A 26,683-nucleotide genomic window follows, 5' to 3' on the forward strand; every position below is an offset into this window, starting at 1 on the left:
ATCGGCCCCGGAACGGACACAAGGCAGTTTTTGATGCAGCACAACTGGTCGCGATACCTGCGCTACATTATCGGTGGCCTGATTGGCTCTACCCTGGTTGGCCTTTACTTCGGAGAGCCTGTCTACGGCCTGACCTTTGGTCTGATTGTCTACCTGTGGTGGACGCTGCTTCAGGCCCGGCGCCTTTACCAGTGGCTGACCAACCCCAGCGCCACCGACGAAGCACCCCAGAGTATCGGGCTCTGGGGCGACATCTTCGACAATCTCCACAAACTGCATCAGACCCACCTGAGAACCCAGGACCGGTTAAGAGCCCAGATTAACCGGGTGCAGGAGTCCACCAACGCCATGCGCGATGGTGTGATCATGACTGACTCCCGGGGAGCCATGGAATGGTGGAACGGCTCCGCGGAATACCTGCTGGGCTTTAGGCGAAATACCGACCAGGGGCAGTACATCCATAATCTGATCCGCACGCCAGCGTTCAAGACCTACTTCGATTCGCGGGATTACCGGGACCCCCTGGAAATACATTCGCCGGCCAAGCCTCACATCCACCTGCAAATTCAGATCAGCCTGTTCGGTGATGACGATCGCCTGATCGTCGCCAAGGATGTAACCCGCCTGTACCAGCTCGAACAGATGCGCCGGGACTTCGTCGGTAACGTTTCCCACGAGATGCGCACGCCTCTGACCGTCATCAGCGGTTACCTGGAAACCCTGGTGGACAACGCTGAAGACCTGCCCCCGAAGTGGCGCCGCGCCATCAACACCATGGCCGCCCAGTCATCCCGAATGGAAGCCCTGATAACCGACCTGATCCTGCTATCGCGGATCGAAACCGGGGAACAGACGGTGAACGACACGCTCACGGACGTGGACCAACTGCTGACTCAGATCTGCCATGACGCCCGGGCACTCAGTGGCGAAAAACAGCACGAGATTTCCGTGCATATCGGCGACCACCGGTTGCTCAAAGGCGATGAAAGCCAGCTACGCAGTGCGTTTTCGAATCTGATTTTCAATGCCGTGAAGTACACGCCTGCAAACGGCCAGATCAGCGTATCCTGGTCGACAAACCGGGAAGGCGCTCACCTGTCCGTGAAGGACACCGGCATCGGCATTGATCCGGTTCACATACCTCGCCTGACGGAACGCTTCTACCGGGCCGATCCCAGCCGTCATAAGGATACCGGCGGCACTGGCCTTGGCCTGGCAATCGTCAAACACGTATTGCTCAACCACGATGGCAACCTGGAAATTCGCAGCCGGATTGGCGAGGGCAGTGAATTTATCTGCCACTTCCCCCGGGAACGACTGGTCGAACGCATCCCGGAGAGTGCGGAAGGCTAGCGCATACCCGCACGGAAACGGGCGACAAACCTCGATAAGTCCTCAAGCTTTTTCGGGTCTTCATCGACAAAACGGATGGTGACGCTGACAAAATCCGTGTCCTGGCGTTTATCCACCGCCTGCAACTGGTGCACGTAACCATTGAGGCGGGCCATCTGGCCTTCGCCGGTCTCGATATCGACCACCGCCTGATCGAGAATGCCCGGAAACACCTGATCCCGCTTGGCAATCACCCGCACCTCGGTCAGGTTGATATCCTTGACCACCGACTTCAGGGTGCTTTCCGCAAAGCGTACCGACGCCATGCTCATGGGACCGCGGGACGGGGTCTGTTTGGGCGTTGCGGCAGGGGCTGCCTGCGCAGGTGACGAAGGAGATGCAGCAGCTTGGCTATCCGCCACGGTGTCCGGCTTGCGGGTGAGCAGATTGGCCGACTCCTTGAACGCGTCGGCCGGACTGGCCATGGACTTGCCACTGCGATCCATGGCGTCTTTCAGTTTGCGGCCCATCACCTTGATGATCTTTTTGCTCAAGCCCTCGGGACTGAACGGCTTGCCCAGGTATTCGGAAACGCCCCCCTTGACCGCTTCAATTACGTGATCCTTGTCGCCGCGACTGGTGATCATGATAAACGGGACGTTTTCGTATTGCGGCTGCTGGCGCATCCACTGCAACAACTCCAGTCCCGACATTTCCGGCATCTCCCAATCGCACAGGATCAGGTCAAACGCCGTCCGCGACATCAGCGACTGGGCCCGACGGCCATTCTGGGCATCGGTTGTCTCAATCACCGGAAAACGCTGGCGCACGGTTCGTTTAACCAGATCACGTACAAAGCTGGCATCATCAACGACCAGCGCTTTCAGCATTGCCATGGTTCAGACCTTCCCCTAGCTACAACCCGAATCTATGGTCCAACTATAGAACAAAGACTCGCGCCAGAAACCTGCCGGCAACAAAAAGACGACAATCAACAGAGTCCGGGAACCCGCAGGTTAAAGAATTGTCACTCCACCGGGCCCCGGACAGTGTTTCTCCGGCTGGAAAACGCGCTAACATGGGCTCAGGATCATTCCACCATCAGCCTGATAGAGGTTTTGTGTGCTGACCAGACCTGCAAGGATTCTTCGCCAGGGCTGCCTGACCAGCGGCTTGTTGTTTTCCGGTTTTCTCTCTTTCCTGTCACTGCCTGTTCTCGCCCAGGACGGGGCTTATTCCGAGCCGGCAGGCTTTGCTGAATGCAAAGCACGGCTCCAGGAGCAGGCCATTACTGCCGGCGTCAGCAGCAAGACCGCCAGCGAGGTGATGTCCGAGGTCAGGCACCTTGCCCGGGTGATCGAGCTGGATCGGCGTCAACCGGAGTTCACCACCACATTTGCCGATTACCTGAACCGGCGCGTGAACGACGCCCGGGTCAGCAAAGGCCGTGAGCTTCTGAAGGAACACCAGGAGCTTCTGGCCAGAGTCACGCGGGAAACCGGCGTGCCTGCGCCCTATCTCGTAGCCTTCTGGGGCCTGGAAACCAATTTTGGCAGCTATTTCGGCAAGATGCCGGTGCCCAGCTCCCTGACAACACTGGCCTGCGATCCGCGCCGCAGCACCTTCTTCACCGAGCAGCTGATCGCCGCCCTGCGCATTATCGACGAGGGCGCCATTCCGGCCGACCAGATGGAAGGCTCCTGGGCCGGCGCCATGGGCCATGTCCAGTTCATGCCCACCGTCTTCCTGAAACACGCGGTGGATGCCGACGGCGATGGCCGGAGGGATCTCTGGAACAGCCTGCCGGACGCCATGATGTCGGCCGGCAGGTTCCTGGAATCGATGAACTGGAATGGCGACTATCGTTGGGGTCGTGAGGTGCTGCTGCCAGAGAATTTCGACTATTCCCTGGCAGATGGGCGTCGCCTGCCACTGAAAGAATGGCGAGAAATGGGGATCACCGATGCCTTTGGCAATGCGCTGGCCCGTGAACCGATTGATGCCGCCCTGGTGGTACCCGCAGGACACCGCGGTCCGGCCTTCCTTGCCTATGACAACTTCCGCGTGATCATGGGCTGGAACCGCTCCGAGTTCTACGCCATAGCCGTTGGTCATCTGGCGGACCGGATTGCCGGTGCCGGCAAGTTGCAGAACCCTCCGCCCGTGGATGCTCCAGCACTGTCCCGCGACAACATCATCAGCCTGCAGAAAGCCCTTCAGCAAAAGGGCTATGAGCCCGGCAAGCCCGATGGGATCATGGGCCCGGCAACCAGGTCTGCGATCCGGCAGTTTCAGGCCGCTAACAACCTGGTGGCCGATGGCTATCCGGGAGAAGCGGTTCTGGCGCAGCTGGGAATACCGGCAGGCCAGTGATCCACGGGAGAGCCTTGGGCCTACTACTGCAGGTACCTTTCTTGACGCGAGACTGATCTGATATGGACTCCATAACGCAGGCTGCCCTGGGCGCCTCCCTGGCCGGCGCCGTAGCCGGCAAGACCCTTGGCCGCTCGGTTTTGCTGACGGGCGCCGTGCTGGGCACCCTGCCGGATCTGGATGTGGTCATCGACTACGGAACAGCGGTGGCTAACTTCACCCAGCATCGGGGGTTCAGCCACTCTCTCTTCATTCTCGCCCCTCTGGCGGTGGTACTTGCCTGGCTGCTCTGGCGCTGGAAACCGCAACTGAGTTTCCAGCGATGGCTAGCGCTGACTGGCCTGATCCTGATCACGCACCCACTGCTGGACTCCTTTACCACCTACGGCACCCAGCTGTTCTGGCCCATCGGCCCTCCGGTGGCCATCAGCAGCATTTTTATCATCGACCCGCTCTATACCCTGCCCCTGCTGGCCGGCTGTCTGTTTTTCCTGGCCCGGCCGCCTGCCAAATCGGCGGTCATCGCGGGGCTGGCCGTCTCCACCCTCTACCTTGGCTGGAGCCTGATTGCGCAACAGGTCATTACCCAAAGGGTGCAACCCGCGCTCGCGGAAGCCGGGCTGGACGACCCCGACCTGCTGGTTCAACCCATGCCTTTCAACACCCTGTTGTGGCGCGCCACGGCTCTGCAGGGTGACCAGCGGGTAGAGATTGTTACCGGCTTTCTGGACGGCGATACCCCTCTGAATCTTGAATATTTTCCGCGCCGCACGGATCTGCAGGAGGCAGTGTCGGATCTGCCCGAGGCCCAGCGCCTGGAATGGTTCACCCGTGGCTTCCTGGATTACGACCAGGTTGGTGACCGCATTATGGCCACCGACATCCGGCTGGGAATTCCCGGCGCGCACCCCTTTACCTTTGTTCTGGCAACCCGGAATGGCAGCGGTATCGACCCGACGGCAAGCTTCCGGACTCCCCGACCCGATGTGAACACCGAAGCCCTGGGGCTGCTCTGGTCGCGGATGACGGGAGAAACCCCGGTGCTTTGCCTGGCCAGCCTGAGCTCGCCAGCACCGGGACAGCGCTGTTGAATCGCATGCGACTCGACCAGTTTATTGCCACCAGTACCGAACTCTCCCGAAAAGACGCCAAACGGGCTATTAGCCGAGGTGAGGTAACTGTCAATGAACAGATCTGTAAGGGCGCCAATACCCGGTTGGCGGGCCATGAACGGGTGGCATTGTTCGGCAAACTCCTGAACCTGCCGGGAGAGCGCTACCTGATGATGAACAAGCCAGCAGGGGTGGTGAGCGCAACAACCGACAGTGACCACCCAACGGCACTCGACCTGTTACCTTCAGATATCACCCGGAACCTGCACATCGCCGGCCGCCTGGACGCAGACACCACCGGCTTGCTGCTGCTGACCACTGATGGCAAGTGGTCCCATCGGGTCACCTCACCACGAACCGATTGCCCCAAAACCTACCGGGTAACGCTGAGCGAACCGCTGACCGACGCAGCGGCCCAACAACTGGAGCGTGGGGTGGAGTTGCACAACGACCCGAAGCCAACGCGACCGGCCGGGGTAAAGGTTCTGGAAGAACGAATCATCGAGCTCACGATTTCGGAAGGGCGCTACCATCAGGTCAAGCGTATGCTGGCAGCTGTTGGCAACCACGTCGACGCGCTGCATCGACTGAGGATCGGGAAGGTTGAACTGGATACAGCGTTAAGACCGGGTGAATACCGGGAACTGACCCCAGAGGAAAAAGACAGCCTGGCGTGACATTCAGGTGCGCTCGAAACGCTGCGCCTTCAGGTTCTTGCGCACGGCTCCGGCCTCGAACACCTCGCCATTCATCGCGATATAGACTCCCGGTGGCAACAACTGCACTGCGGCCCAGGCAAACCCGATATTGAATACGGCATCGGTTCGACGCATGCGGGCCGGCTGCATGGCGCCGGTCAATACAATGGTCTTGTCCTTGAGGCGGGCCAACACTGCGGCCGTATCGGCCATGGTATCCGTGCCGTGGGTGATCACGATCCGGTCACAGTCACATTCCGTCGCCGCCGCCAGCACCAGTTGGCGGTCCTCATCGGTCATTTCCAGGCTGTCCTTGCGCAGCAGTTCCCGCAGGCGATAGCCCTCGTGGATGTTGGATTCCGACAGCAGCTCCGGCAGCATGCTGTGCCCCACCTCGAACTCACTGTTGGCATCGAAGTACACCTTGTCGATGGTGCCACCGGTCGTGAAGATCTGGATCATGGCGGAGTTCCTTTCAGGATCAGTTCACACTGACCGTGCTGTTACCTGCGGTCGCATAGGCCGCGTTCTTTTCCTGTTCATAGCGTCTGGCTGCCGCAGCCACCGAACCCCGGGCTCCGGTATCGAGCCAGCGCTTGATGCGCCCGGCATCGCCCATGGGCGAGCGCGTACCCAACGAATCCAGCAAAACGGTCACAACCTCTTTCCCGTTCATCTTCGAGATCATCACCAGACAACGCCCGGCCTCGGAGAGGTAGCCAGTCTTGCTCAATCCCACACCCCAGCTGTCGCGATGCACCAGGGCGTTGGTGTTACCAAACGACAGGCTGTAACGGGGCTGGCGGAACTGGCCACGGAAGTAACCGGTGGTGGAGTATTCCCGGATTTCCGGATATTCAGCCGCGGCGTTTACCAGCTTCACAAGGTCCGCAGCGGTTGAAAGATTCTCGGACGACAGTCCGGTCGGATCGACAAACCGGGTGCCGGTCATGCCCAGGGCCACGGCCTTGGCGTTCATCGCCTCGATAAAGGCATCGAATCCACCGGGGTGGCTGCGGGCCAGGGTGTAGGCGGCAAAATTTTCAGAGGACATCAGTGCTATGCGCAATACATCTTTACGACGCATCTCCGAGTCGATACGGATCCGACTGTAAGCATTCGCGGCGGCGGGCGTGTGCCGCTCCCGGAAAACCAGCCACTCATCTAGCGGCTCTCCGGATTCCAGGACAATCAGGGCGGTCATGACCTTGGTGACCGAGGCAATGGGTACGGATCGGTCCGCATTCTTGCCGAAAATGAGTTCGTTATCGCCGGCCACCGCGACCGCCGCATTCACCGAAGCGAGCCTGGGGCCATTTTCTGTTTCCGCCTCCCGCTCCTGGGATTCGCCCCCCGTTTGATGTGCCACAAGCACCCCGGGCAGCCAGAGCAGCATCAAGATCACGATAGGAGAAAAGCCGGCAAGTCTCATTTGTACAGATCCTGTGATTTATTCATGCGTAACACTATCGGTCCAGAAACAGACTTCTACAGATATGGCGGTCAGGTCTAACTATAACAGCGAATACCTTGTTTGATCAGGTGAAAAGTTTCTTGCGCCAATTTCACACAGCGAATGCACGTGCGTTTAGAATCCATTAAAATTCTGCCTGATTCATTGAGTTAGAAAACACCACTCAGCGGGAATTGCACTTCATATGGACGACGGCACACAACAGACTGAAAAGGCCGTGCTGTCAGAACTCCGAGCCCAATCAGGGCTGACACCATTCCGACGCTGGCTGCCCTTTCTGTTTCTTTTCGCTGCCATGGCCTACGGCCTTCTGGCAGCCTTGCTCCATCAACCTGCAAACCCGCTTTCGCCGCTGCCGCATGTTGACGCTCCCGCCTCAGCACCTCAGTCCCCTCGCATTGTGCAGATCGACTATCTGGTTGCACCTCTGGAGCAAGTAATAGACAACGAAAACTGGCGCCGGCAAAACTGGCAAGCAGCCCCTTCAGAGAGCTCCGGCATTGGCTACTACGACGGCCCCGTCACCTTCAAGGTGACCGTGGAAAACCCCGGAACCGAAGACGTCGAACAGTGGGCACTGGTATCCGCACCTTACATCGACCGGCTCAGGCCCGCCATTCTCGATGAAAACGGCGTTTTCCAGAGGCTTCGCGAAATGGGAGACATCTACCCGTTCGGTAACCGGCTGGTCTCGCTACCACCATGGATCTGGCCAGTTTCATTACCAACGGGCACGTCCACACTCCTGTTCGAGGTTCAGAATACAGGCCCCACGTTGCTGCCCATTACCATTATGGAACCGAACAACGTCGTGAGCAGCATCGCAGGCACCATGGCCTGGAAGGCATTCATTACCGGCCTCCTCGTCTTTGCATTGTTGCTGAACCTCAGTTTCATGATGAAGTTCAGGCTTCCGGGACTGGCCTGGCTGGGCGTTCTCACGCTATCCGTTATTCACGTGCAGTTGGTCATGGAGGGCTTTGGACTCTGGTTAATCTGGCCAAACTTACCGGAAGTAAACGCACTACTGAACATCAGCCTGTGTCTTTGCCTCATCTCACTTTGCCAAATCACGCCAAACTTCATCCAGGTCTCTAGACTCCCGAGGCTGCTACTGAATGCGACGAGTGCGCTCGGCCTGTTGCACCTGCTGGCCATGGCATTACAGCTACCGTTAATCGGGCAGGACTCCTTTCTGATACTGGCCCTGACCGGTGGTTCAATGATTCTGGCCCTGGCTCTCAAACAGGCCCGGCACGAGGTGTATGCCCGCTACTTTGCTCTATCACTGCTCTGTATTCTCCTGGGCACAGTGATATCGGCAGCCCGGACTGTCGGCTGGGTCCCGGTGAACAGTTTTACCGACTCGGCATTCTTTATCGGCGCGGCGGCCGCGTCTCTCATTCTGACCAGTGGCATTGGCCGTCAAATACTGGAAGAGCGTAAAAAAAGGCTGAATTCCGATATTCGCGCCCGCCAGGAACGAAAGCTGCGATCTCACGTTGAGCAGAATTATAAAAAACTCCTCAAAACCCATAGCGTAACCGGCAAACCCAATCGGGCCATGCTCGAGGAGTCATTGGACCAGTTTGATAGCCAACAGCGGCCCTACACCGTCGCCATGATTCAATTGACCCGCTTTAACGAAATCGAGCAGGCGCTTGGCTATCGGACGGCAGAGGATCTGCTCAGAAGCTATCTGTGGGAGCTGGACGGATTTCTCAAACGGATCATGGGGGATCGGCTGATCATGGTTGACGGCTATGCGCTCGCCAGCATTGATACCAGCAACCATGCCTTCGCCTTTTACCAGAGCGATACTGCAGGCACTGATACGGAAAAACTGAAAACCATCGTGAACTGGTTGGGAGAGAACTTCCGCGAGGGCCGATTTTCGCTATCCTGGAGCCCTTCCGTGGGTATTGCTCATGCGCCGGAACATGGAGTCGACGCGTCAGCAATCCTGTCATCTGCCGGCTTTGCTGCCCTGAACACGCATCAGTCCCTGACGGTTTACGACCCGGCTATCGCAGACTTGCAGTACCAGCAGCAAATGCTGATGCTGGATATCGAAGAGGCGCTGGGCAACGGCTGCATATGGCTGGAATACCAACCGACAGTGCGTATAGAGGATGCAAGTATCGCGTCATTGGAAGCCCTGATCCGCTGGCAACATCCGGATTTCGGGACAGTTGCCCCGGATCGATGGATCCCGTTAGCCGAACAGGTCGGGATGATTCACCATGTTACGCTCTGGGTGGTCGACCGTGTCTGTGAAGATATGAGCGCCCTGAAGTCTCGCCACGGAGACCACATTGCAGTTGCGGTCAATATTTCTGCAAACGATCTCACCTATCCGGACTTTCTTGAAAAGGTGAAGGGGATTGTTCAGCGCCATGGAGCACACCCCTCCGACCTGATTCTGGAGATTACCGAAACAGCGATGATGGCCGACACAGTCCTGGCACAGGAAGTCATTCGGACCCTCAGCCACAGCGGGTTCAGAATTGCCGTCGATGATTTTGGGACGGGACACTCTTCGCTGGGAACCCTTGCCACATTCGAGCTGGACGAGTTGAAAATCGATCGTAGCTTTCTCAGTGGCATACTCACCCAACCGGCCCGACAACGAATATTCCGGGCGGCGCTGGACCTGGGTGAGGCCCTGGAGCTGGATGTCGTAATCGAAGGCGTGGAGGAGGAAGCTATCGCCGCCTGGCTGCAGCAGTTCCCCGGCCTTTACGGCCAGGGATACTACTGGGGTAAGCCAGAACCGTTGAAGAGCTGAGCTCCAGTTATATCACGGCAGATCGGTCACCGCCCCTTTTGAGGCCGAACTTACTGTTCGCGAATACTTCGCCAGTGTGCCTCGAGTAAATCGCGGAGGCGGCGCCTGCCAGGCCTGGCGCCGGCGTTCCAGCTCTTCACCGGAGACGTCCAGCTCAATCCGGTTGCTGACGGCATCAATGGTAACGGTGTCGCCATCCTCAACCAGTGCGATGGGACCGCCTTCAGCCGCTTCCGGCGTGATATGACCAACCACAAAGCCATGGCTGCCGCCGGAGAAACGGCCATCGGTTATCAACGCCACGTCGCTACCCAGGCCCTTGCCCATGATGGCGGAGGTTGGGCTCAGCATCTCCCGCATGCCCGGTCCACCTTTGGGGCCCTCATAACGGATAACCAACACATCGCCGGCCACCACCGTGCCGTCGAGAATCCGCTCCTGGGCCTCTTCTTCCGAATGGAATACCCGGGCACGGCCGGTAAAGTGAGTACCTTCCTTGCCGGTAATCTTCGCCACTGCCCCGGTTGGCGCCAGGTTTCCGAACAGGATACGTAAATGGCTGTCCGCCTTGATCGGATTATCAAAGGCATGAATGATGTCCTGTCCCTCCGGATAGGGCGCCACGTCGGCCAGGTTTTCCGCAATGGTCTGGCCGGTTACAGTCAGGCAGTCCCCATGCAGCAGCCCATGATCGAGCAGCATCTTCATAAGCGGCTGAATGCCGCCAATGGCCACCAGCTCCGACATCATGTAGTGGCCACTCGGGCGAAGATCCGCCAGCACCGGCACCCGCTTGCCAATCTCGACAAAATCCTCCAGTTCCAGATCCACACCGATCGTACTGGCCATGGCCAGCAGGTGCAGCACCGCATTGGTGGAACCGCCCAGGGCAATCACCACGGTGATGGCGTTTTCGAAGGCTTTGCGGGTCATGATGTCGCTGGGTTTGATGTCTTTCTCCAGCAGATTCAGCACTGCGGTACCGGCACCTCGACAATCCGCCGCCTTTGTATCTGATACGGCATTCTGCGCCGAACTTCCCGGCAGGCTCATGCCCATGGCCTCGATGGCCGATGCCATGGTGTTGGCGGTGTACATGCCACCACAGGAGCCTGGCCCCGGTATCGCGGTTTCCTCGATCTGCTTGACCTCGATCAGATCCAGGTCGCCCCGGGCGTGAGAACCCACGGCCTCAAACACGGAGATGATATCGGTATGGTTCTCGCCGGGCATGATCGTGCCGCCGTAGACAAACACCGATGGCCGGTTCAGGCGCGCCAACCCCATCATGCAACCGGGCATGTTCTTGTCACATCCACCGATAGCCACCAGGCCATCGAAGCCCTCGCAACCTGCCACCGTCTCGATGGAATCGGCGATCACCTCCCGGGACACCAGGGAATACTTCATACCCTCGGTACCGTTGGCAATGCCGTCCGATATCGTGATGGTATTGAAGATCAGCGACTTGCCGCCTGCCTCATCGGCGCCGGCAGCCGACTCTTCCGCCAGCTGATTGATGTGCATGTTGCAGGGCGTGAGGTTACTCCATGTAGACGCAATACCGATCTGGGGCTTTTTGAAATCCTCATCGGTAAACCCGACGGCCCGAAGCATGGCTCGGCTGGCGGATTTGCCAATGCCATCAACCACCGGAGCCGAATATTTACGGCGCTTGTCCTGATTCTTGTCTTGCGTCATGGGAGTCTCCTTTTCAGATGCCTTGTCCGACCAGACTCTCAGAAACCATCGCATTCGGCAACGGGCGGGCGAGCAAGCCTGCCCGCAGAAAGATGCAATTTCGACTGACCTGCATCAATGGCAGCTAACAGCGGTGGGCTTAGAATTCCGGGACACACTGACGCCATGGAGGCATCCCATGCCATTGCCCATTCAAACAGCAGCGGTTAATCACGCCGCTTCGGACTGCCCGGATTTCCGGCGCTGGTGCGATGGTTATGGCGTCATCCAGCACAATGAAGCCACGCAACATCAGGTCAGCGCACTGGCCGAGCACCTGGTTGCTGCCGGCCACCAGCCCGATGCTGCCACGGTCTATCGCAAACTCGCCGATCTGGACCGGCTGACCAGTGCCGGGCTGTGGCTGGTGGTGCACATGACCTATGCCCGCCGGGTCGATGTCTCCGGTCAACCCCTGGCACCCCAGGACTTCAAAACCAATCCGGAAGGTCACACTGGCGGTGCACTGAATATGGTACCGGCCTATGCCGGCTATCTCGCCCTGAACAACCTGACCGGACGGACGCGGAGCTGGTTGATGGGCCAGGGACATTGCGTGGCCGCGGTGGATGCCCTAAATGTCCTCACCGGAAACCTGCACCCGGAACAGGCAGAACGTTATCGCGGGCCCGACGGGCTTTCCACCCTGGTAGCCGATTTCTACAGCTACCGGCAGAAGCCGGATGGCAGCATGGCAGCCCCTCTTGGCAGCCATGTCAATCCGCACACCGCCGGTGGCATTCTCGAAGGTGGTTACCTGGGTTTTGCCGAACTCCAGTATGCCCATATGCCCTTGCCGGGAGAGTCCCTGGTGGCCTTCCTCTCGGACGGCGCTGCCGAGGAACAGCGCGGTAGTGACTGGATCCCCCGCTGGTGGCGCGCCGAGGACTGTGGCGCCGTGATGCCGGTCATGATTGCCAACGGCCGGCGCATCGAACAGCGCACCGAACTCGGTACCCGCGAGGGCCTCGAACGTTTTGAAGCACATCTTGAGCACCGGGGCTTCGTGCCCTTCCGTTTTGATGGCCGGGATCCTGCCGCGTTTGTCTGTGCCCTGTATGAGATGGAGCAGGCTCTGGCTACCAATGGCGAGGCCGCTCTGAGGGGCGAAAGCAGCTATCCCGTGCGGGTGCCCTATGGCATAGCGGAAACCAACAAGGGTTACGGATTCTATGGTGCCAGCAGCAACGCTGCGCACAACCTGCCGTTGCCCGGCAACCCGCGCATGGACGCCCGGGCCAGACAGCTGTTTAACGAACATGCAGCCAGATTGTGGGTGGCTCCTGACGAACTGCACAGCTGTATTGCTCAGCTGAACCAGCACGCCGGGCAATCACGCGCCCTGGAACGGGACCATGCCCTCGCAGTTCGCAACCCACCGGATCCCGTGATCCCGAGACTACCGGCCAATCCCGCCCCCACCTCGCCCATGAAGGCCGTGGATGATTTTTTCCGGGCTTTGGTGGCTAACAACCCGGGGCTCAGGGCGCGAGTGGGTAATCCGGACGAACTGGCAAGCAACCGGCTTGAGGGTGTCCTTGAAGATCTGAAACACCGGGTAAACGAACCCGAGAACGATCAGGAATCGGTTCATGGCAAGATCATCACGGCCCTGAACGAAGAAGCCGTGGTATCGGCTTGTCTGGCCAACAAGGCGGGAGTGAACCTGGTGGCCAGCTATGAGGCGTTCTGCGTGAAGATGCTGGGCGCCATCCGCCAGGAGCTGATCTTTGCCCGGCACCAGAAGGAAGTGGGTCGACCGGCACGCTGGCTCGGACTGCCGGTTATTGCCACCTCACATACCTGGGAAAACGGAAAGAACGAGCAATCCCACCAGGACACCACCTTCTGCGAGAGCATGCTCGCGGAGATGAATGACGTGTCCCGGGTCCTGTTTCCGGCAGACTACAACAGCACCCTGGCGACGCTGCCCTCGGTGTTCAGTGAAAGAGGCAGGATCACGTGCATGGTCATCCCGAAACGTGAACGCCCCTGTGTGTTTGACAGACGGGAAGCGGAACTGCTGGCCAGACATGGTGCCCTGGTGGTCGATGAGGACACCGCCGGTGGCGAACCGTTGCTGCTCATGGCCAATGGTGCCTATCAGTTGTCCGAGGCCATCCGGGCGTGTGAACGATTGCGTGAAACCGGCACCCCATTCCGGCTGGTCTATATCCAGGAGCCGGGCAGGTTCCGCCAGCCAAGGGACACGATGGAAGCAGAGGTATGCCTGTCGGAATTCGAGAGGGAGCGCCTGTTCCCCCATCGCATTCACCGGCGGGTAGCCCTGACTCACATGCGCCCTGAGGTGTTTCGGGGCCACCTCTACCCGTTGTTCCCTGACCCGTCCCAATCCCGGGTTCTGGGCTACATCAACCGCGGGGGCACACTGAACGAGGCCGGCATGCTGTTTGCCAACGGCTGCTCCTGGGGCCATGCCCTGGCTGCCTGCGCGGGTGTTATGGACAAGCCACCGGGGGAGTGGCTGTCCAGCGCCGAGCTGGCAGCGGTTGAGGGCCGGGGCGACCCGGCCGTAATTACACGGGGTCTGCCATGAGTACGCGCTGACCCGCCAATACCCGTCGAGAAGCTGTTCGGCCCGCATCGATCTGGTATTCCCGGGACTTGATGGTGTCCACGAAGTACCAGTCCGCTTTTGCTTCTTCCGGAGTGAAGGTAACCAGCATGTATCCCCGCTGATTCACATTCAGGTAATCCAGATCATCGACCAGCAGACTGATCGCCTGTTCCGCACCCTGAATCATCTCATCCGGAATGCCCAGGTACTCCTCCAGGCCGGGCGAAGTCACCGAAGCGGTGGCGAACTCCACGCCAATCTGGTCCCCATTGATGTCCTTCAGATTGTTGGCCCAGGCATTGTGGGTATCTCCGGCCAGCACGACCAGATTCTTGTTCAGCGCCTTGGCAGTCCCCAGAACCACCTCCCGCTCGTACTGGTAGCCATCCCAGGCGTCCAGGTTGTAGGGGGCAACCGTGTTGATGCGGGCCAATTCCTCTTGGGTCAGAGAAGGATCCCCCTGGAGGGCGCGACCTTTGAGCTGCGCCAGTTCGGCCAGGTTTTGTGGCAGGCCTTCAAACTGCTCGGTAGCAATTGCTACCAGCAGTTCCGCGGGCAGATTCATACGGCCCATCAGTACCTGTTGCCCCAACACCTGCCACGTGGCTGTGGAATAGTTCAGGGAAGACTGCAGCCACAGCAACTGCTCCGCGCCCAGCAGGGTGCGGTTCTGACTGCCGACATCCGCAGTAAAACGGGCCGCATCCAGGCCTTCGCCTGTGAAGTAGTCCATATAGTCCAGTTGCTGGTCGCGCCCGATGATGCGGGTATCCAGCATGTGAAGATCCACCAGATTGCCGAACCGGAAGGTCCGGAAGATAGCTTCGTCGCTGCCTTCGATCACCGGCCGGATCGGCATCCACTCGAAATAGGCCTTGAGGGCATTGAGTTTGCGTTCGGTGAAATCCCCTTCTCCGTCATTATGGTTTTCGGCGCCCTCCTCCCAGGTGTCGTTGGCCACTTCATGGTCGTCCCACACCACGATAAACGGCACTCTGGCATGGAGAGACTGAAGATCCGGGTCTGACCGGTACGCAGCGTAACGCCTGCGATAATCCGCCAGTTCAATCAGCTCAAGGTTGTTGTTCTCGGGGAAGGTCCGGCCCAGGTCCTGGGCATCCTGAGCCGCATAGCTGCTGCTGTCAGAGCTGTATTCGTAGATGTAATCGCCCAGATGCACCACGGCATCCAGATCAGTCTGTTTACTGATTTCCCGGTAGACGTTGAAGTAACCGGCCGGGTAATTCGAACAGGACACCACGGCCAGACGCACCGAGTCGATACTGCCCTCCGGCAATGTCCGGGTTACGCCCACCGGTGACTGGCGATCGGTCGTCTGGAAGCGATAATAGTAGGTTTGCCCGGGCGCCAGACCGCGCACATCCACCTTGACGGTGAAATCATGGGCTTCAGCAGCCTCCACCGTGCCCGAATGCACCAGGTTCTCGAAATCCTCGTCCGTGGACACCTCCCAGGCCACGCCCACCGGGGCGCTGCCATTCGCAGGCGCCGCCCGGGTCCAGAGCATGACACCATCGGCAAGCGGATCGCCACTGGCCACACCGTGAGTGAAGGTGATTGTGCGCTCATCCGAGCTGTCCAGCACACAGCCTGCCAGGCCGGTAGAGACCACCACGGCCCCCATACCCATGGCTGATGCCTTCAGAAAATCCCGTCGTGTCAGTCGTTTCATTGTTATGTCTTCCCCTGCATTCATCCTTCATAGCCCGGCATCCTGCGATCCTTGCCGGTACTACTCCAACTGAAGAACCTAGTCGGGCTTCGTTAAGAACGCATTGCCAAATTGCGACAGGGGGATGGCAAATCACGACAGGCCTGCGCTAACTGCCAGAATTCATAAAAAAGGGGAGCTCGAGGCTCCCCCTTGGCATTCCGTTCAGATCCGGCCTATCCGCTGATGAAAACCGGCCCTACGCCAAAGTTCCAGAGAATGACTGAGCCGACCCGTGTCGATACCAGAATCACCAGGGCAACAGTCAACAACGCACCGGCGTACATGACGGCCCGTTCCTTCTCGATACCCATGACAATCGGCAGACCGTCATACATGAGGTAAGCCCCGTAACAGGCCGCAACCAGGAAAACGATAGCGTTGAACCAGGGCACCGGATACAGCAGGGCAAAACCCGCCAGGAACAGGGGCGTGCAGGAGTACGCTGCCAGGGCAATGCCGTTGGAGGGCACGTGTTCTTCCTTGGCACCATAGGTTTTCGCCATCCAGTTAATGGCGTAGCCGAGTGCAAAGACGCCGACCAGCATCGCCAGATAGGTGAGCACACTGAGCTGCATCGCACTGATCTCGGTTAACTTGATCAGCCGCTCGTTGCCGACCGTCCAGCCAAAATAGGCCGTCGAAATGTAGGCGCAAACCGGTGCAATGGCCGCAAGAATCAGGACATAGGCCACGTAGACCCGGCGCGGTGTTTCATGTTCTTTTCGTATGGAAGCCCACTCTTCATCAGGATGGGTGAAGAGACCGAACGCATGTGACAGGAGCATGGACAACCCCCTTCTTCGCTGTTGTTGGTATTGTGAAATACGGGATGCGGAAACTGTCAGATCAGCAACCACTCCTTACTCTTAACTATAGTCAAGAATGGCGGATGGGAAAGGCAGAGTGCTCAAAAAATGCCCTGACATGGGCTGAGGGGCGGCCGGCAGTGGCCGGCCGCCTGAAATCAGGCGTTGCGGGGATCAGTTTCTGCAACCCAGGGGTAATCCATGCGGCTGTCACGGTAGGACAACAGGCTTTCCACGCCCGAGAAGTCCACCAGGTCCCTGAATTCGAGCCAGTCCACCAGGCAGTAAAGGCAGATAGCTGGGTAATTCCAGGTTTCGAACTGACCGTCCTCCACCATCGCCGCCAGCGTACGTAAGGTGGTCATGATCCTCTCACGCTGGAGGTTGTAGAACATCAGATCTGCGCTAGTGTCGATACCGGATTTTTCCGAAAGCAGCATGGTGACCGCAGAATCATTGGCGCCGTCAATCATGGTGAGCTGGTTTTCCTGGTCCCAGGTCAGCGGATCACGGCCCTGCTTGGCACTGATGTAACGGGCGATAATCCGGGAATCATAGATTTCCTGACCGCCGTCTTCGAGCACCGGAATTTTCAGTGTCGGATTGTTGCGCCGCAGTTCATCCCGACCTTCACCATAGATATTGAGATTGACGAATTCATAGGGCTCTTCATCCAGCAGGATACGAATGCGCCGAACGTAGGGTGAAGTAGTGGATCCGATCAGTTTCATGGTTTCTCCGAGGGTTTCACACTCAGGATCCCAACAGGGATTCAGGGTTTGTGTATGGGTGCCCGGTCGCCTCTGCCACTTCCCTGTAAGTCACCTTGCCAGCGGCCACGTTCAGCCCGGCCCTGAGATGCGGATCTTCCTTCATCGCCCGGTCCGGGCCCTTGTTAGCCAGGGCTGCCACAAAGGGCAAGGTGACGTTATTCAGCGCCAGTGTGGACGTGCGCGCGACGGCACCCGGCATGTTCGCCACGCAGTAATGTACCACACCGTCGACAATATACGTGGGATCGTCGTGGGTGGTTGCCCGCGAGGTTTCAGTACAGCCGCCCTGATCAATGGCGACATCCACGATAACGCTACCCTCCGGCATGCGACGGATCATGTCACGGGTAATCAGCTTGGGCGCAGAAGCGCCGGGAATGAGCACACTGCCAACGACCAGATCCGATTCCGTTACGGCCTGATCCAGAGTCTGGGCCGTGGAAAACAGTGTGGTGATGCGGTTGCCATACAGGTGGTCCAGTTGTCGGAGCACATCCATATTCCGGTCCAGCACCGTCACCTGCGCGCCGAGACCCACCGCCATGGCAACGGCATTCTGGCCAACAACACCACCGCCAATCACCGCGACCCGAGCGGAGCTGACACCGGGCACACCGCCCAGGAGGACGCCTCGCCCACCCATGGCCTTCTCAAGACAATGGGCGCCTGCCTGGATTGACATACGCCCCGCCACTTCCGACATCGGTGCCAACAGGGGCAAATGGCCCCCGCGGTCGGTGACCGTTTCGTAGGCTATACAGGTGGCGCCAGACTTCACCAGGTCATCGGTCTGAGCCTTGTCCGGAGCAAGATGCAGATAGGTGAAGAGTGTGTGTTCCGGTTTCAGCAGCGCCCGTTCCTCGGCCTGTGGCTCCTTGACCTTGACGATAAGCCCGGCGGTGTCGAAAACCTCCCTCGCGGTATCAAGAATACTGGCCCCCGCCTGACGATAATCGTCATCGGAAAACCCGATGGCAACGCCTGCCCCGGTTTCCACAAACACCTCATGATTGTGGCCACACAGCTCGTGAACGGCCGCCGGCGTCATGCCTACACGGTATTCGCGGTTCTTGATCTCCCTCGGCACGCCGATTTTCATACACAACCTCCAAAACAATCGGGATTCACCAGTGTCTGAATGTAGTGTAGTCAAAAGGTCCTATACTGGGTTGGCAACTGATTGCATCGGTTTACCCGTTCCGGGCGTAGATCTCCGGACAAAAAGACAATCCGACCCAAAAGGAGCAGGACTGATCATGAGAACCCTGAAAGCAACAGCGGCAGTGGCAACCCTCTCACTTACTCTGGCAAGCACGCAGGTACTGGCAGAAATGCAAACCAAGACCGTCGAATACAGGATCGGTGAGACCACCTTCACCGGCTACATGGCCTGGGATGACGAGTTCGAGGAGAAGCGCCCGGGCGTTCTGGTGGTTCACGAGTGGTGGGGCCACAATGAATTCGCCCGGGACCAGGCAGAGCGGCTTGCAGCATCTGGCTACACGGCGTTTGCCCTGGATATGTATGGCTCCGGCAAGCTGGCAGACCATCCCGATACCGCCCAGAAGTTCATGCAGGAAGCGACCAAGGATATAGACCAGGTAAAGGCGCGTTTCCTGAAGGCGATGGAAATCCTGCAGAATCATGAAAGCGTTGATGCTTCCCGTATTGCCGCACAAGGCTACTGCTTTGGCGGGGCGGTGGTCCTGAACATGGCCCGTATGGGCGTGGACCTGGACGGCGTCGTCAGCTACCACGGCGCCCTTGGAAGTCCAATCACCGCGGAAGCTGGAACCGTGACAGCCAGGGTTCAGGTATATACCGGTGGCGCCGACAAGATGGTTCCCTCCGAGCAGGTCGCCGGTCTGGTAAAAGAGATGCAGGACGCGGAAGTCGACCTCACGCTGGTCAGTTTCCCGGGAGTCCTGCACTCATTTACCAATCCCGGTGCTGACAAGGTCGCCGAGGAGTTCGGTATGCCGATTGGCTATGACGAAGAAGCCGCGAACCGCTCCTGGAACGGCACCATGCGTTTCTATGAGGAGATTTTCGCCCGGTAACACAGTGGGCTCTGAAAACCAAAACCCGGCCTGACCGCCGGGTTTTGGTTTTTAAAGGGAAGACGCAATGCTGTTGCGAACGTCCGTCATAAGGTCATCCAGCGGCAACGCCCCGGAGGCCATCGGGGGATGGATGACGATTTCAATCTCACCGCTGCTGAATGCCGCAGAGCCCTTGGGTAAACGCTGGTGAGATCCGCAGATGGTGATCGGAAGGATCGGAAGCTGGCCGTCCTGGGCAATAACAAAGCCACCTTTCTTGAAGGGCAGCAATTTGCCATCCCACGAACGGGTACCTTCCGGAAAGATCAGTATGCTGGTGCCATCCGGAAGCTGGCCAACCCCACGCTTGATGCTCTCCAATGCATCGCTGCCTTTGGAGCGGTCGATAAACAGGTTCCGGGAAGTTTCCAGGGCCAATCCGAACAGGGGTACCTTGCGCAGCTCCTTCTTGATCACCCATCGGTACTGCAGGCCGAGCGCAAGCACCAGCGCGGGCGGGTCAAAGTAGGATGCATGATTGCTTAGAATCACGTAGCGCTGGCCCGGCTCAATGTTTTCCTTACCACGCACTCTGAGCCGAATACCGCAGACTTTCAGGATGATCCAGGCATAAACCTGGGTGCCATGGAAGGCTGCATCCCCCCGCTTTCCCACCAGGGCGGCAATCACAATCGGAAAAAACAGAATCAGGGTCAGCAGTATGGCCCAGAACAGGATCCAGGCAGCTTTTAGCACTCGGAGCATGTAACGATTCCTGGAGATCTCGACTTCCGCTTAAACGAGCAGCAGGCCCGTAAAGATTACACGAAGAAGGGATAATGACAAAAGCGAGGCATGACCCAATGTCCTTCTTCAGACATTAAAAAAGGCAGCCGAAGCTGCCTTTTTAGCGGTTATTGCCGAATCCGTCAGGGATTACAGGGCAACAACGTTCTCCGCCTGAGGACCTTTCTGGCCCTGGGTAACGGTGAACTCAACCTGCTGGCCTTCTGCCAGGGTCTTGAAACCGCTGCCCTGAATAGCGCTGTAGTGAACAAAAACGTCCGGGCCGCCTTCACGAGTGATAAAGCCAAAGCCTTTTGCTTCGTTGAAGAACTTAACAGTACCGGTAGTAGTAGACATACTTAAACTTCCTGAAATCAATCATATTATCTGCCGCCTCGCACCTGCATGGTGTCAGGTCGGCGTTTTGCGGAAATACAGAACTCGCGGAATCAAAAACAGGACGGTCACTACTAACTGCGGAGGTACGTCTTATTCATGAAATGCTTTGCTGAATCTTTCCTACGCCCTTCACTGTACTCCTGAATCAGAAGCTTGCCAAGGGTATTTTCGAGAATTTATGTAGGTAGTGGTACCCATCATCCCTTCAACAGACCGAAGGTGTAAATTCCCAACGCTGTCATGAGGATGGAGCCGATCACGTGCGCCAGGATGCCGGTAATCGCCATCGCCCATTTGCCCTCCTGGATTGCGGCAAACATCTCGAGCGAGAAGGTGGAAAAAGTGGTCAATGCGCCACACAGGCCGGTGATTGCAAACAGTCGCCATTCCGGTGCCAGCGCGCTGCCATGGCTGAAGTAGCCAATCAGCAAGCCGATCAGCCAGCCGCCGCTGAGATTGGCAACCAGGGTTCCGTAAGGCACGGCATGGTAGGTGGTGTTAAGCCACAAACCGAGGGCCCAACGCAGGTTGGCGCCGATCACGGCGCCAACGCTGACTGCTACAAAAGACAACCACATTTCAGGACAGATCCCTGTCAGGAGGGGTTGTGATCAATCACAGACTCCTTGTTCTGGGCAAAGGCATCAAAGGCAAAGTCATCGACCGTCAGCATTTCCAGTACCACAGTCTCGTACTGGCGCATGAAATCGGCCTCTTCCTTGGTGTAAACACCGGCCTCAAGCGCGGCCTCGAAACGTTCTTCCGGATGCAATGCCGTCATCGGCAGCTCGCCCTTGGCGTAGGCCTTGGTCACCTTCCGGTAAAGCTGCTCCGCCTTGTCGTAATCCTTCAGCAACCCGTTATAGCGGGCGACCGGATTCTCCACGGTTCCTTCGCTGTCGGTCGTCCACACACTGGCAATCAGCTTGTTGCGGATCGGTGTGTCAGTGGAGATCGCACGGGCAAGCTTGCGGGCCAAATCGTCTTGGGGGCTGTCCCAACGGCGACCCAGTGGCATGGTCACACCACGCAGAACCATCGCAACAGCGCGGTTCGGCAGATTTTGCAGGAACTCATCCAGTGCGTTTTCGGTGCGATGCAGCAGCAGGCTCATGCTGTATTCCATCACTTCCTTTTCACCTTCCACCGGCTGGGTCTCGTGCCAGTTCTTCAGCACCATCGAGGCGAGGTAGAGGTTAGACAGCATATCCCCCAAACGTGCGGAGATCAGTTCACGCATCTTCAGCTCGCTGCCGAGAGTGGTCATCGCCGCATCCGAACACAGACCAAAGGCGGCACTGAAACGGGCAACCGCCTGGGCGTACCTGCGGCTGGCGCTGTCAAACGGCACATCGGCCCGACCAAGCCCCAGAGCCTGGGTAAAGGCGCGGGCCGCATTGCCAAAGATCAGGCCGGCATGGCCGAAGAAGGCATCGTCAAACGCCTTGATATCGTCGTTATCCTTGGCCGCCAGCTCTTTCAGCACGTATGGATGGCAGCGAATCGCACCCTGACCGAAGATCATCAGGCTTCGGGTCATGATGTTGGCGCCCTCAACAGTGATCGAAACGGCCGCACCGCTGTAGCCAATGCCCAGGTAGTTGCGCGGGCCAAGGGTCACTGTCTTGCCACCGTGAACATCCATCGCATCGGTCAGGACACCGCGCTGGAACTCGGTGAGATGGTATTTAAGGATGGCCGACGGCACAGCCGGCTTTTCGCCCTTGTCGATCATGTTAGCGGTGTGGTTAACAGCCGCCTGGGCAATATAGGTCTTGGCGCCAATCCGGGCCAGCGGCTCCTGCACGCCCTCCATGTCTGCAACCGGGGTGTTGAACTGGCGACGGATACGGGTAAACCCGCCGGCGGTGCCGACTGAGTAAGCGGCTGCCCCTGCAGCGCCTGAGGGCAGCGTAATGCAACGGCCAACAGACAGGCATTCAACCAGCATGCGCCAACCCTGGCCGGCCATATCCACACCACCGATGATGTAATCCAGGGGGATAAAGACGTCTTTACCCTTGATCGGTCCGTTCAGGAACGGACTGCCAATCGGGCAGTGGCGACGGCCGATTTCCATGCCCTTGGTATCCCGGGGAATCAGCGCGCAGGTAATGCCGTAGTCTTCGGTGTCACCCAGCAGCCCGTCCGGATCGAACATACGGAAGGCCAGGCCGACGACGGTGGCGATGGGTGCCAGGGTAATCCAGCGCTTCTCGAAGTTGAGTCGGATACCGACCACTTCCTTGCCATCCACTTTCTGTTTACACACGATACCGGTGTCCGGCAGCGACGTTGCATCAGAGCCTGCGCGAGGACCGGTCAGGCCGAAGCAGGGGATCTCGCGGCCATCCGCCAACCGCGGCAGATAGTGGTTTTTCTGTTCTTCGGTACCATATTTGACCAGCAACTCACCCGGGCCGAGCGAGTTGGGCACACCAACAGATACCATCAATGATTCATTGGCAGCCAGTTTCTGCAGCACCGCAGTCTGGGCTTTGGCGGAAAACTCCAGGCCACCGTATTCCTTCGGGATAATCATGCCGAAGAACTTCTCTTTCTTCAGGAAATCCCACAGCTCTTTCGGCAGATCCGCCCGCTCGACGGCGACATCCCAGGCGTTGCACATGGAGATTGCCTGGGTGCATTGGTTGTCCACGAAGGCCTGTTCTTCCTCGCTCAGGCCTGTGTTGCGATTAATCAACAGGTTGTGCCAGTCGGGGCGACCGGTAAACAGCTCGCCATCCCAGCCTACGGTACCGGCTTCCAGGGCCACTTTCTCGGTATCGGAAACTTTCGGTGCGACTTTCTTGAACATCGCGAAAATGCGGGGTGTCAGCCAGCCCTGGCGGAACCCGGGCAGGCCGGCGGCAGCGGTGACGGCGGCACCAATAAACAGAACAAGGGCCAGCCAACCAGAGGCAAAAATCAGCGACAGCAGGCCGGTGATAGCCATGACGCCAATCGCGGACATTGCACCGGACTCGCGCCGCATCACTATCAGCAGGCCAGCCAGCGCCACAATAAACAGTATGAAAGTCATCATAGGTTCTCTCTGTCATCCATGGTTCGGGAATGTCGAAGACTATAAACCGTTACGTTTACGGTACCGCATCAGATGAGGGCTGACCAGCAAATGCCGCTCAGTCAGCCAGTTACAGCCGTCCCACCCCGATTTATGAGGTCACGATCACACGAATACCTTCCAGAGCCAGGCTGGCATGGCCTATGGCGTCCCTCGCCGCTTCGAACTGGTTCCGGAAAAAGTCGATCTCCTCCTCGCGGATGGCAGGATTCACTTTCTGCAACGCTTCCAGTCGCCGGATTTCCGGCTCGAAACTGGCAGCGAGCTGTTCAAGCGCCCGGGCTTTCAGGGGCTCCAGATGAGGCTCTGACAGGCGCTCGACGTGATCCACCATGGTTTCGACCTGGGGCCGAATCTGGGGCACGATAGCCTGGGCCGTGCGCCGGCGGATGTTCGAGCACATCTCGTTCAGCCGGTTGTGGGGCAAAGCCGCCGACAGCTCCTTGCCATTCACGTCCACCAGCAGGCGCAACGGCGAAACCGGCAGGTAGCGGGTCAGTTGCAGAGCGTCTGGCGCCGGGCAGTGCACGGTAAACAGCGCTTCCATCAGCAACGTTCCCGGAGGCAGGGCCTTGACCGACAGGCTGGCGAGTGCGGCTTTGCCCAGACCGGAGCTGGTCACCGAGTCCATCACCCCGGTGACCATCGGGTGCTCCCAGCTCATAAACGCCAGATCTTCCCGCTCCAGGGCATTCCTGCGATCCCAGGTCACGGTCATGCCATCTTCGGGCAATTCGGCGACATGGCCGGCCCGGTACTGTTCGCCCGGCCGCAGGATATCGGAGTGTTCGGCATGGTCTTCGACATCGACCCCGAGAATATCGAAGGCTTCCATCATGTAGTCCCGAACCTGCTCCTCAGATTCCTCTTCTTCAATGGCGGCAATCAGGTCGTCCGCCACGTCCGGGCGGCAGGAATTCAGTTCAATCAAGGCATCCCGACCGTTTTGCAGCAGGGTTTTCAGGCGCTCCGCCTCTTTGGCGGAGGCTTTAACCAGCTCGTTCGCAATGCTCGCATCGCCATCAATGGCCCGCTGCCATAGGGACTGGACCGCTTCCTGAACCGCAACGCCTACGGCGCAACTCTCGGCAAAAGCGTTCAGCCCCTCGTGGAACCATCGGAACTGGACCTCCTGGCTGGTATCACGCAGGTAGGGAAGATGAATATCGATGGTTTCGGTCTGACCAATCCGGTCCAGCCGACCGATGCGCTGTTCAAGCAGATCCGGGTTGCCCGGCAGATCGAACAGCACCAGCTGGTGGGCAAACTGGAAATTGCGGCCTTCGCTGCCGATCTCAGAACAGATCAGGGCCTGGGCTCCCTGTTCGGTGTCGGCGAAGTAGGCGGCAGCCCGGTCTCGCTCGATCAGGCTCAGGTGTTCATGAAACGCCGCACTGCGGATACCGGCGCGCAGCTGGAGATAGTGCTCCAGGGCCATGGCGGTCTCAGCGCTGGCGCAGATAACGACGACCTTTGCGGGACGCAGGCTGACCAGCTTTTTCTCGAGCCACGCCACCCGGGGATCGTCCGACAGCCATTGCTCCTCGGGCACCAGTTGCTCGGGGGTCAGCCCCTGAAGACCTGAAGCCTGCCCTTCGTACATGGCCGGGCATGGCAGAGGCTCCGGGTTGGGACGGCGTTCGGGGAATCCCTGGATGGCCGCCCGGGTGTTCCGGAACAGCACCCGCCCGGTACCATGGCGATCCAGCAGGGCATCAATGACCGCTTGCCGTGGATGGTCTCCGGTCAGCAGGTGGTCCAGCTCTTCTCCCAGCCATTCCCGCAGCAACTTCTGGTCTTCGGCGCTGATTGCGGATTCTTCGTCCAGAAGCCGGCGGACCACCGCGTTGATCGTCTCGTACTGCTGCTCCTCTTTCCGAAAGGCTTCCAGATCATGGAAACGGGCCGGATCCAACAGCCGCAACCGGGCGAAATGACTGGCGACACCCACCTGCTCCGGCGTCGCCGTCAGCAACAGCAAGCCCCGGCTGATCGCCGACAACTCCTCAACAATCCGGTATTCCGGGCTGACTTCATCCGGGCTCCATGCCAGGTGATGAGCCTCGTCCACGATCATCAGATCCCACTCAGCCTTGCGGGCATCGTCCTGCGCCTTCTGGCTTTGCTTCAGGAAATCGAGACTGCAGAGCACCAGTTGCTCGCTCTCGAAGGGATTGACCGCGTCTTCGTCGCCAAAAATGTGGTTAACCAGGGCGTCGACATCGCTTTCCTGCTCTTTCAGGGCATCGTAGCGACCCTGATCCACGATCGAGAACCGCAGATTGAAGCGCCGAAGCATTTCAACCAGCCATTGATGGGTGAGGGAATCCGGAACCACGATAAGGGCGCGTTTCGCCCGCCCGGTGTGCAGCTGATAATGCAGGATAAGCCCCGCCTCGATGGTTTTGCCAAGGCCGACTTCATCGGCCAGAAGCACCCGTGGCGCATGGCGCCGGGCAACCTCATGGGCAATATAGATCTGGTGCGGCAGGTGCTGGGTGCGTGCACCAATCAGCCCCTGGGCAGCAGACGCCCTCAGGCGGTTCATATGTTGAAGGGTCGCATACCTCAGACGAAAAGCGCCGTTGCGATCGAACTGGCCCGCGAAAAGCCGCTGGTGTGGCGCTGAAAAGTTCACCGAGCCCGCAAGTTTGACCTCTGAAATCTCATGCAGGTCAGTGCCATCGTCGGCGTGGTACATGAGCACGCCACCAATATCCTCGACCGCTCGAACGATGTACCGCTCGCCGTCAAAGGTCTCAATCTCCTCGCCCAGCTGATAGATGATGCGGGACAAAGGTGCGTTATCAATCGCGTAGGTGCGTTCCTCATCGGCGGCAGGAAACCCCAGGGTTACCCGACGCCCGGAGATATCCGTGACAATGCCTAACCCCAGGCCGGTATCACTGTGGCTGACCCAACGCTGACCAATAACAAATTCCGATGTATCCAAGAAACCTCC

20 protein-coding genes are annotated in these 26,683 nt (G+C 58.6%); 7 read left to right on the forward strand and 13 right to left on the reverse strand.

Features of this window, described 5'->3' with window-relative positions; translation table 11 throughout:
* The first annotated feature begins 33 nt into the window (after window positions 1-33).
* Window positions 34-1,353: a phosphate regulon sensor histidine kinase PhoR gene (gene phoR, locus GJU83_RS07670; RefSeq protein WP_069182154.1), complete on the forward strand. Its 1,320-nt coding sequence runs from the start codon at window positions 34-36 to the stop codon at window positions 1,351-1,353.
* Here the strand turns inward: phoR and GJU83_RS07675 are convergent.
* On the reverse strand, window positions 1,350-2,228 hold the full coding sequence (locus tag GJU83_RS07675; RefSeq protein WP_153633997.1) for a response regulator: 879 nt from the start codon (window positions 2,226-2,228) through the stop codon (window positions 1,350-1,352). The two genes, phoR and GJU83_RS07675, sit on opposite strands and share 4 nt — an antisense overlap.
* A 226-nt stretch (window positions 2,229-2,454) precedes the next feature.
* On the opposite strand from GJU83_RS07675, the gene GJU83_RS07680 reads away from it, so the two are divergent.
* The 3 genes from GJU83_RS07680 (at window position 2,455) to GJU83_RS07690 (ending at window position 5,494) form a co-directional block, all read left to right on the forward strand.
* On the forward strand, window positions 2,455-3,705 hold the full coding sequence (locus tag GJU83_RS07680; protein WP_069182156.1) for a lytic murein transglycosylase: 1,251 nt from the start codon (window positions 2,455-2,457) through the stop codon (window positions 3,703-3,705).
* A gap of 62 nt (window positions 3,706-3,767) precedes the next feature.
* Window positions 3,768-4,796 (forward strand): metal-dependent hydrolase, encoded by a 1,029-nt coding sequence (locus GJU83_RS07685; RefSeq protein ID WP_153633998.1) that lies wholly within the window; start codon window positions 3,768-3,770, stop codon window positions 4,794-4,796.
* 5 nt (window positions 4,797-4,801) lie between these two features.
* On the forward strand, window positions 4,802-5,494 hold the full coding sequence (locus tag GJU83_RS07690) for a pseudouridine synthase (protein WP_153634418.1): 693 nt from the start codon (window positions 4,802-4,804) through the stop codon (window positions 5,492-5,494).
* Window positions 5,495-5,497: 3 nt separating this feature from the next.
* On the opposite strand, the gene GJU83_RS07695 is transcribed toward GJU83_RS07690, so the two are convergent.
* Together GJU83_RS07695 and pbpG are read right to left on the reverse strand one after the other, a co-directional pair.
* Window positions 5,498-5,977, reverse strand: a complete 480-nt coding sequence (locus GJU83_RS07695; protein ID WP_136629875.1) for an asparaginase domain-containing protein — start codon at window positions 5,975-5,977, stop codon at window positions 5,498-5,500.
* Between the two features lie 19 nt (window positions 5,978-5,996).
* Complete coding sequence (gene pbpG / locus GJU83_RS07700; RefSeq protein WP_153633999.1) at window positions 5,997-6,947, reverse strand: D-alanyl-D-alanine endopeptidase; 951 nt, start codon at window positions 6,945-6,947, stop codon at window positions 5,997-5,999.
* 226 nt (window positions 6,948-7,173) lie between these two features.
* Between pbpG and GJU83_RS07705 the strand changes: the two genes are divergently transcribed.
* On the forward strand, window positions 7,174-9,777 hold the full coding sequence (locus tag GJU83_RS07705; protein ID WP_153634000.1) for an EAL domain-containing protein: 2,604 nt from the start codon (window positions 7,174-7,176) through the stop codon (window positions 9,775-9,777).
* A gap of 12 nt (window positions 9,778-9,789) precedes the next feature.
* Here the strand turns inward: GJU83_RS07705 and ilvD are convergent, their stop codons facing one another.
* The gene (gene ilvD / locus GJU83_RS07710; protein WP_153634001.1) at window positions 9,790-11,478 is read right to left on the reverse strand and encodes a dihydroxy-acid dehydratase; all 1,689 of its coding nucleotides are present in this window, start codon (window positions 11,476-11,478) and stop codon (window positions 9,790-9,792) included.
* A 178-nt stretch (window positions 11,479-11,656) separates the two neighbouring features.
* Between ilvD and GJU83_RS07715 the strand changes: the two genes are divergently transcribed.
* Window positions 11,657-14,074 (forward strand): phosphoketolase Xfp, encoded by a 2,418-nt coding sequence (locus GJU83_RS07715; RefSeq protein ID WP_153634002.1) that lies wholly within the window; start codon window positions 11,657-11,659, stop codon window positions 14,072-14,074.
* On the opposite strand, the gene GJU83_RS07720 is transcribed toward GJU83_RS07715, so the two are convergent.
* The 4 genes from GJU83_RS07720 to ald form a co-directional block, all read right to left on the reverse strand.
* A complete protein-coding gene (locus GJU83_RS07720; RefSeq protein WP_153634003.1) occupies window positions 14,055-15,788 on the reverse strand; it encodes an alkaline phosphatase D family protein in 1,734 nt (577 codons plus the stop codon). The genes GJU83_RS07715 and GJU83_RS07720 overlap by 20 nt on opposite strands.
* Window positions 15,789-16,003: 215 nt before the next feature.
* A complete protein-coding gene (locus GJU83_RS07725) occupies window positions 16,004-16,615 on the reverse strand; it encodes a Yip1 family protein (RefSeq protein WP_069182163.1) in 612 nt (203 codons plus the stop codon).
* Window positions 16,616-16,794: 179 nt separating this feature from the next.
* Window positions 16,795-17,367 carry a glutathione S-transferase family protein gene (locus tag GJU83_RS07730; RefSeq protein WP_153634004.1) on the reverse strand — a complete coding sequence of 191 codons (573 nt, stop codon included), beginning with the start codon at window positions 17,365-17,367 and terminating at the stop codon, window positions 16,795-16,797.
* Between the two features lie 22 nt (window positions 17,368-17,389).
* Entirely contained in the window at window positions 17,390-18,508 is a 1,119-nt protein-coding gene (gene ald, locus GJU83_RS07735; protein WP_153634005.1) for an alanine dehydrogenase, read from the reverse strand.
* 157 nt (window positions 18,509-18,665) lie between these two features.
* On the opposite strand from ald, the gene GJU83_RS07740 reads away from it, so the two are divergent.
* Window positions 18,666-19,469, forward strand: a complete 804-nt coding sequence (locus GJU83_RS07740; RefSeq protein WP_174805017.1) for a dienelactone hydrolase family protein — start codon at window positions 18,666-18,668, stop codon at window positions 19,467-19,469.
* A gap of 51 nt (window positions 19,470-19,520) precedes the next feature.
* Here GJU83_RS07740 and GJU83_RS07745 read toward each other — a convergent pair whose 3' ends face one another.
* The 5 genes from GJU83_RS07745 to rapA form a co-directional block, all read right to left on the reverse strand.
* Entirely contained in the window at window positions 19,521-20,216 is a 696-nt protein-coding gene (locus GJU83_RS07745; RefSeq protein ID WP_136629868.1) for a lysophospholipid acyltransferase family protein, read from the reverse strand.
* Window positions 20,217-20,387: 171 nt separating this feature from the next.
* Complete coding sequence (locus tag GJU83_RS07750) at window positions 20,388-20,594, reverse strand: cold-shock protein (protein ID WP_008172950.1); 207 nt, start codon at window positions 20,592-20,594, stop codon at window positions 20,388-20,390.
* A gap of 239 nt (window positions 20,595-20,833) precedes the next feature.
* Window positions 20,834-21,214: a fluoride efflux transporter CrcB gene (gene crcB / locus GJU83_RS07755; protein WP_069182168.1), complete on the reverse strand. Its 381-nt coding sequence runs from the start codon at window positions 21,212-21,214 to the stop codon at window positions 20,834-20,836.
* A 17-nt stretch (window positions 21,215-21,231) separates the two neighbouring features.
* Complete coding sequence (locus GJU83_RS07760) at window positions 21,232-23,682, reverse strand: acyl-CoA dehydrogenase (RefSeq protein ID WP_153634006.1); 2,451 nt, start codon at window positions 23,680-23,682, stop codon at window positions 21,232-21,234.
* Between the two features lie 130 nt (window positions 23,683-23,812).
* Window positions 23,813-26,674, reverse strand: a complete 2,862-nt coding sequence (gene rapA / locus GJU83_RS07765; protein WP_153634007.1) for an RNA polymerase-associated protein RapA — start codon at window positions 26,672-26,674, stop codon at window positions 23,813-23,815.
* Between the last annotated feature and the right edge of the window lie 9 nt (window positions 26,675-26,683).

The sequence above is a fragment of the Marinobacter salsuginis genome, assembly GCF_009617755.1.
In the GTDB taxonomy this organism is placed as follows: domain Bacteria; phylum Pseudomonadota; class Gammaproteobacteria; order Pseudomonadales; family Oleiphilaceae; genus Marinobacter; species Marinobacter salsuginis.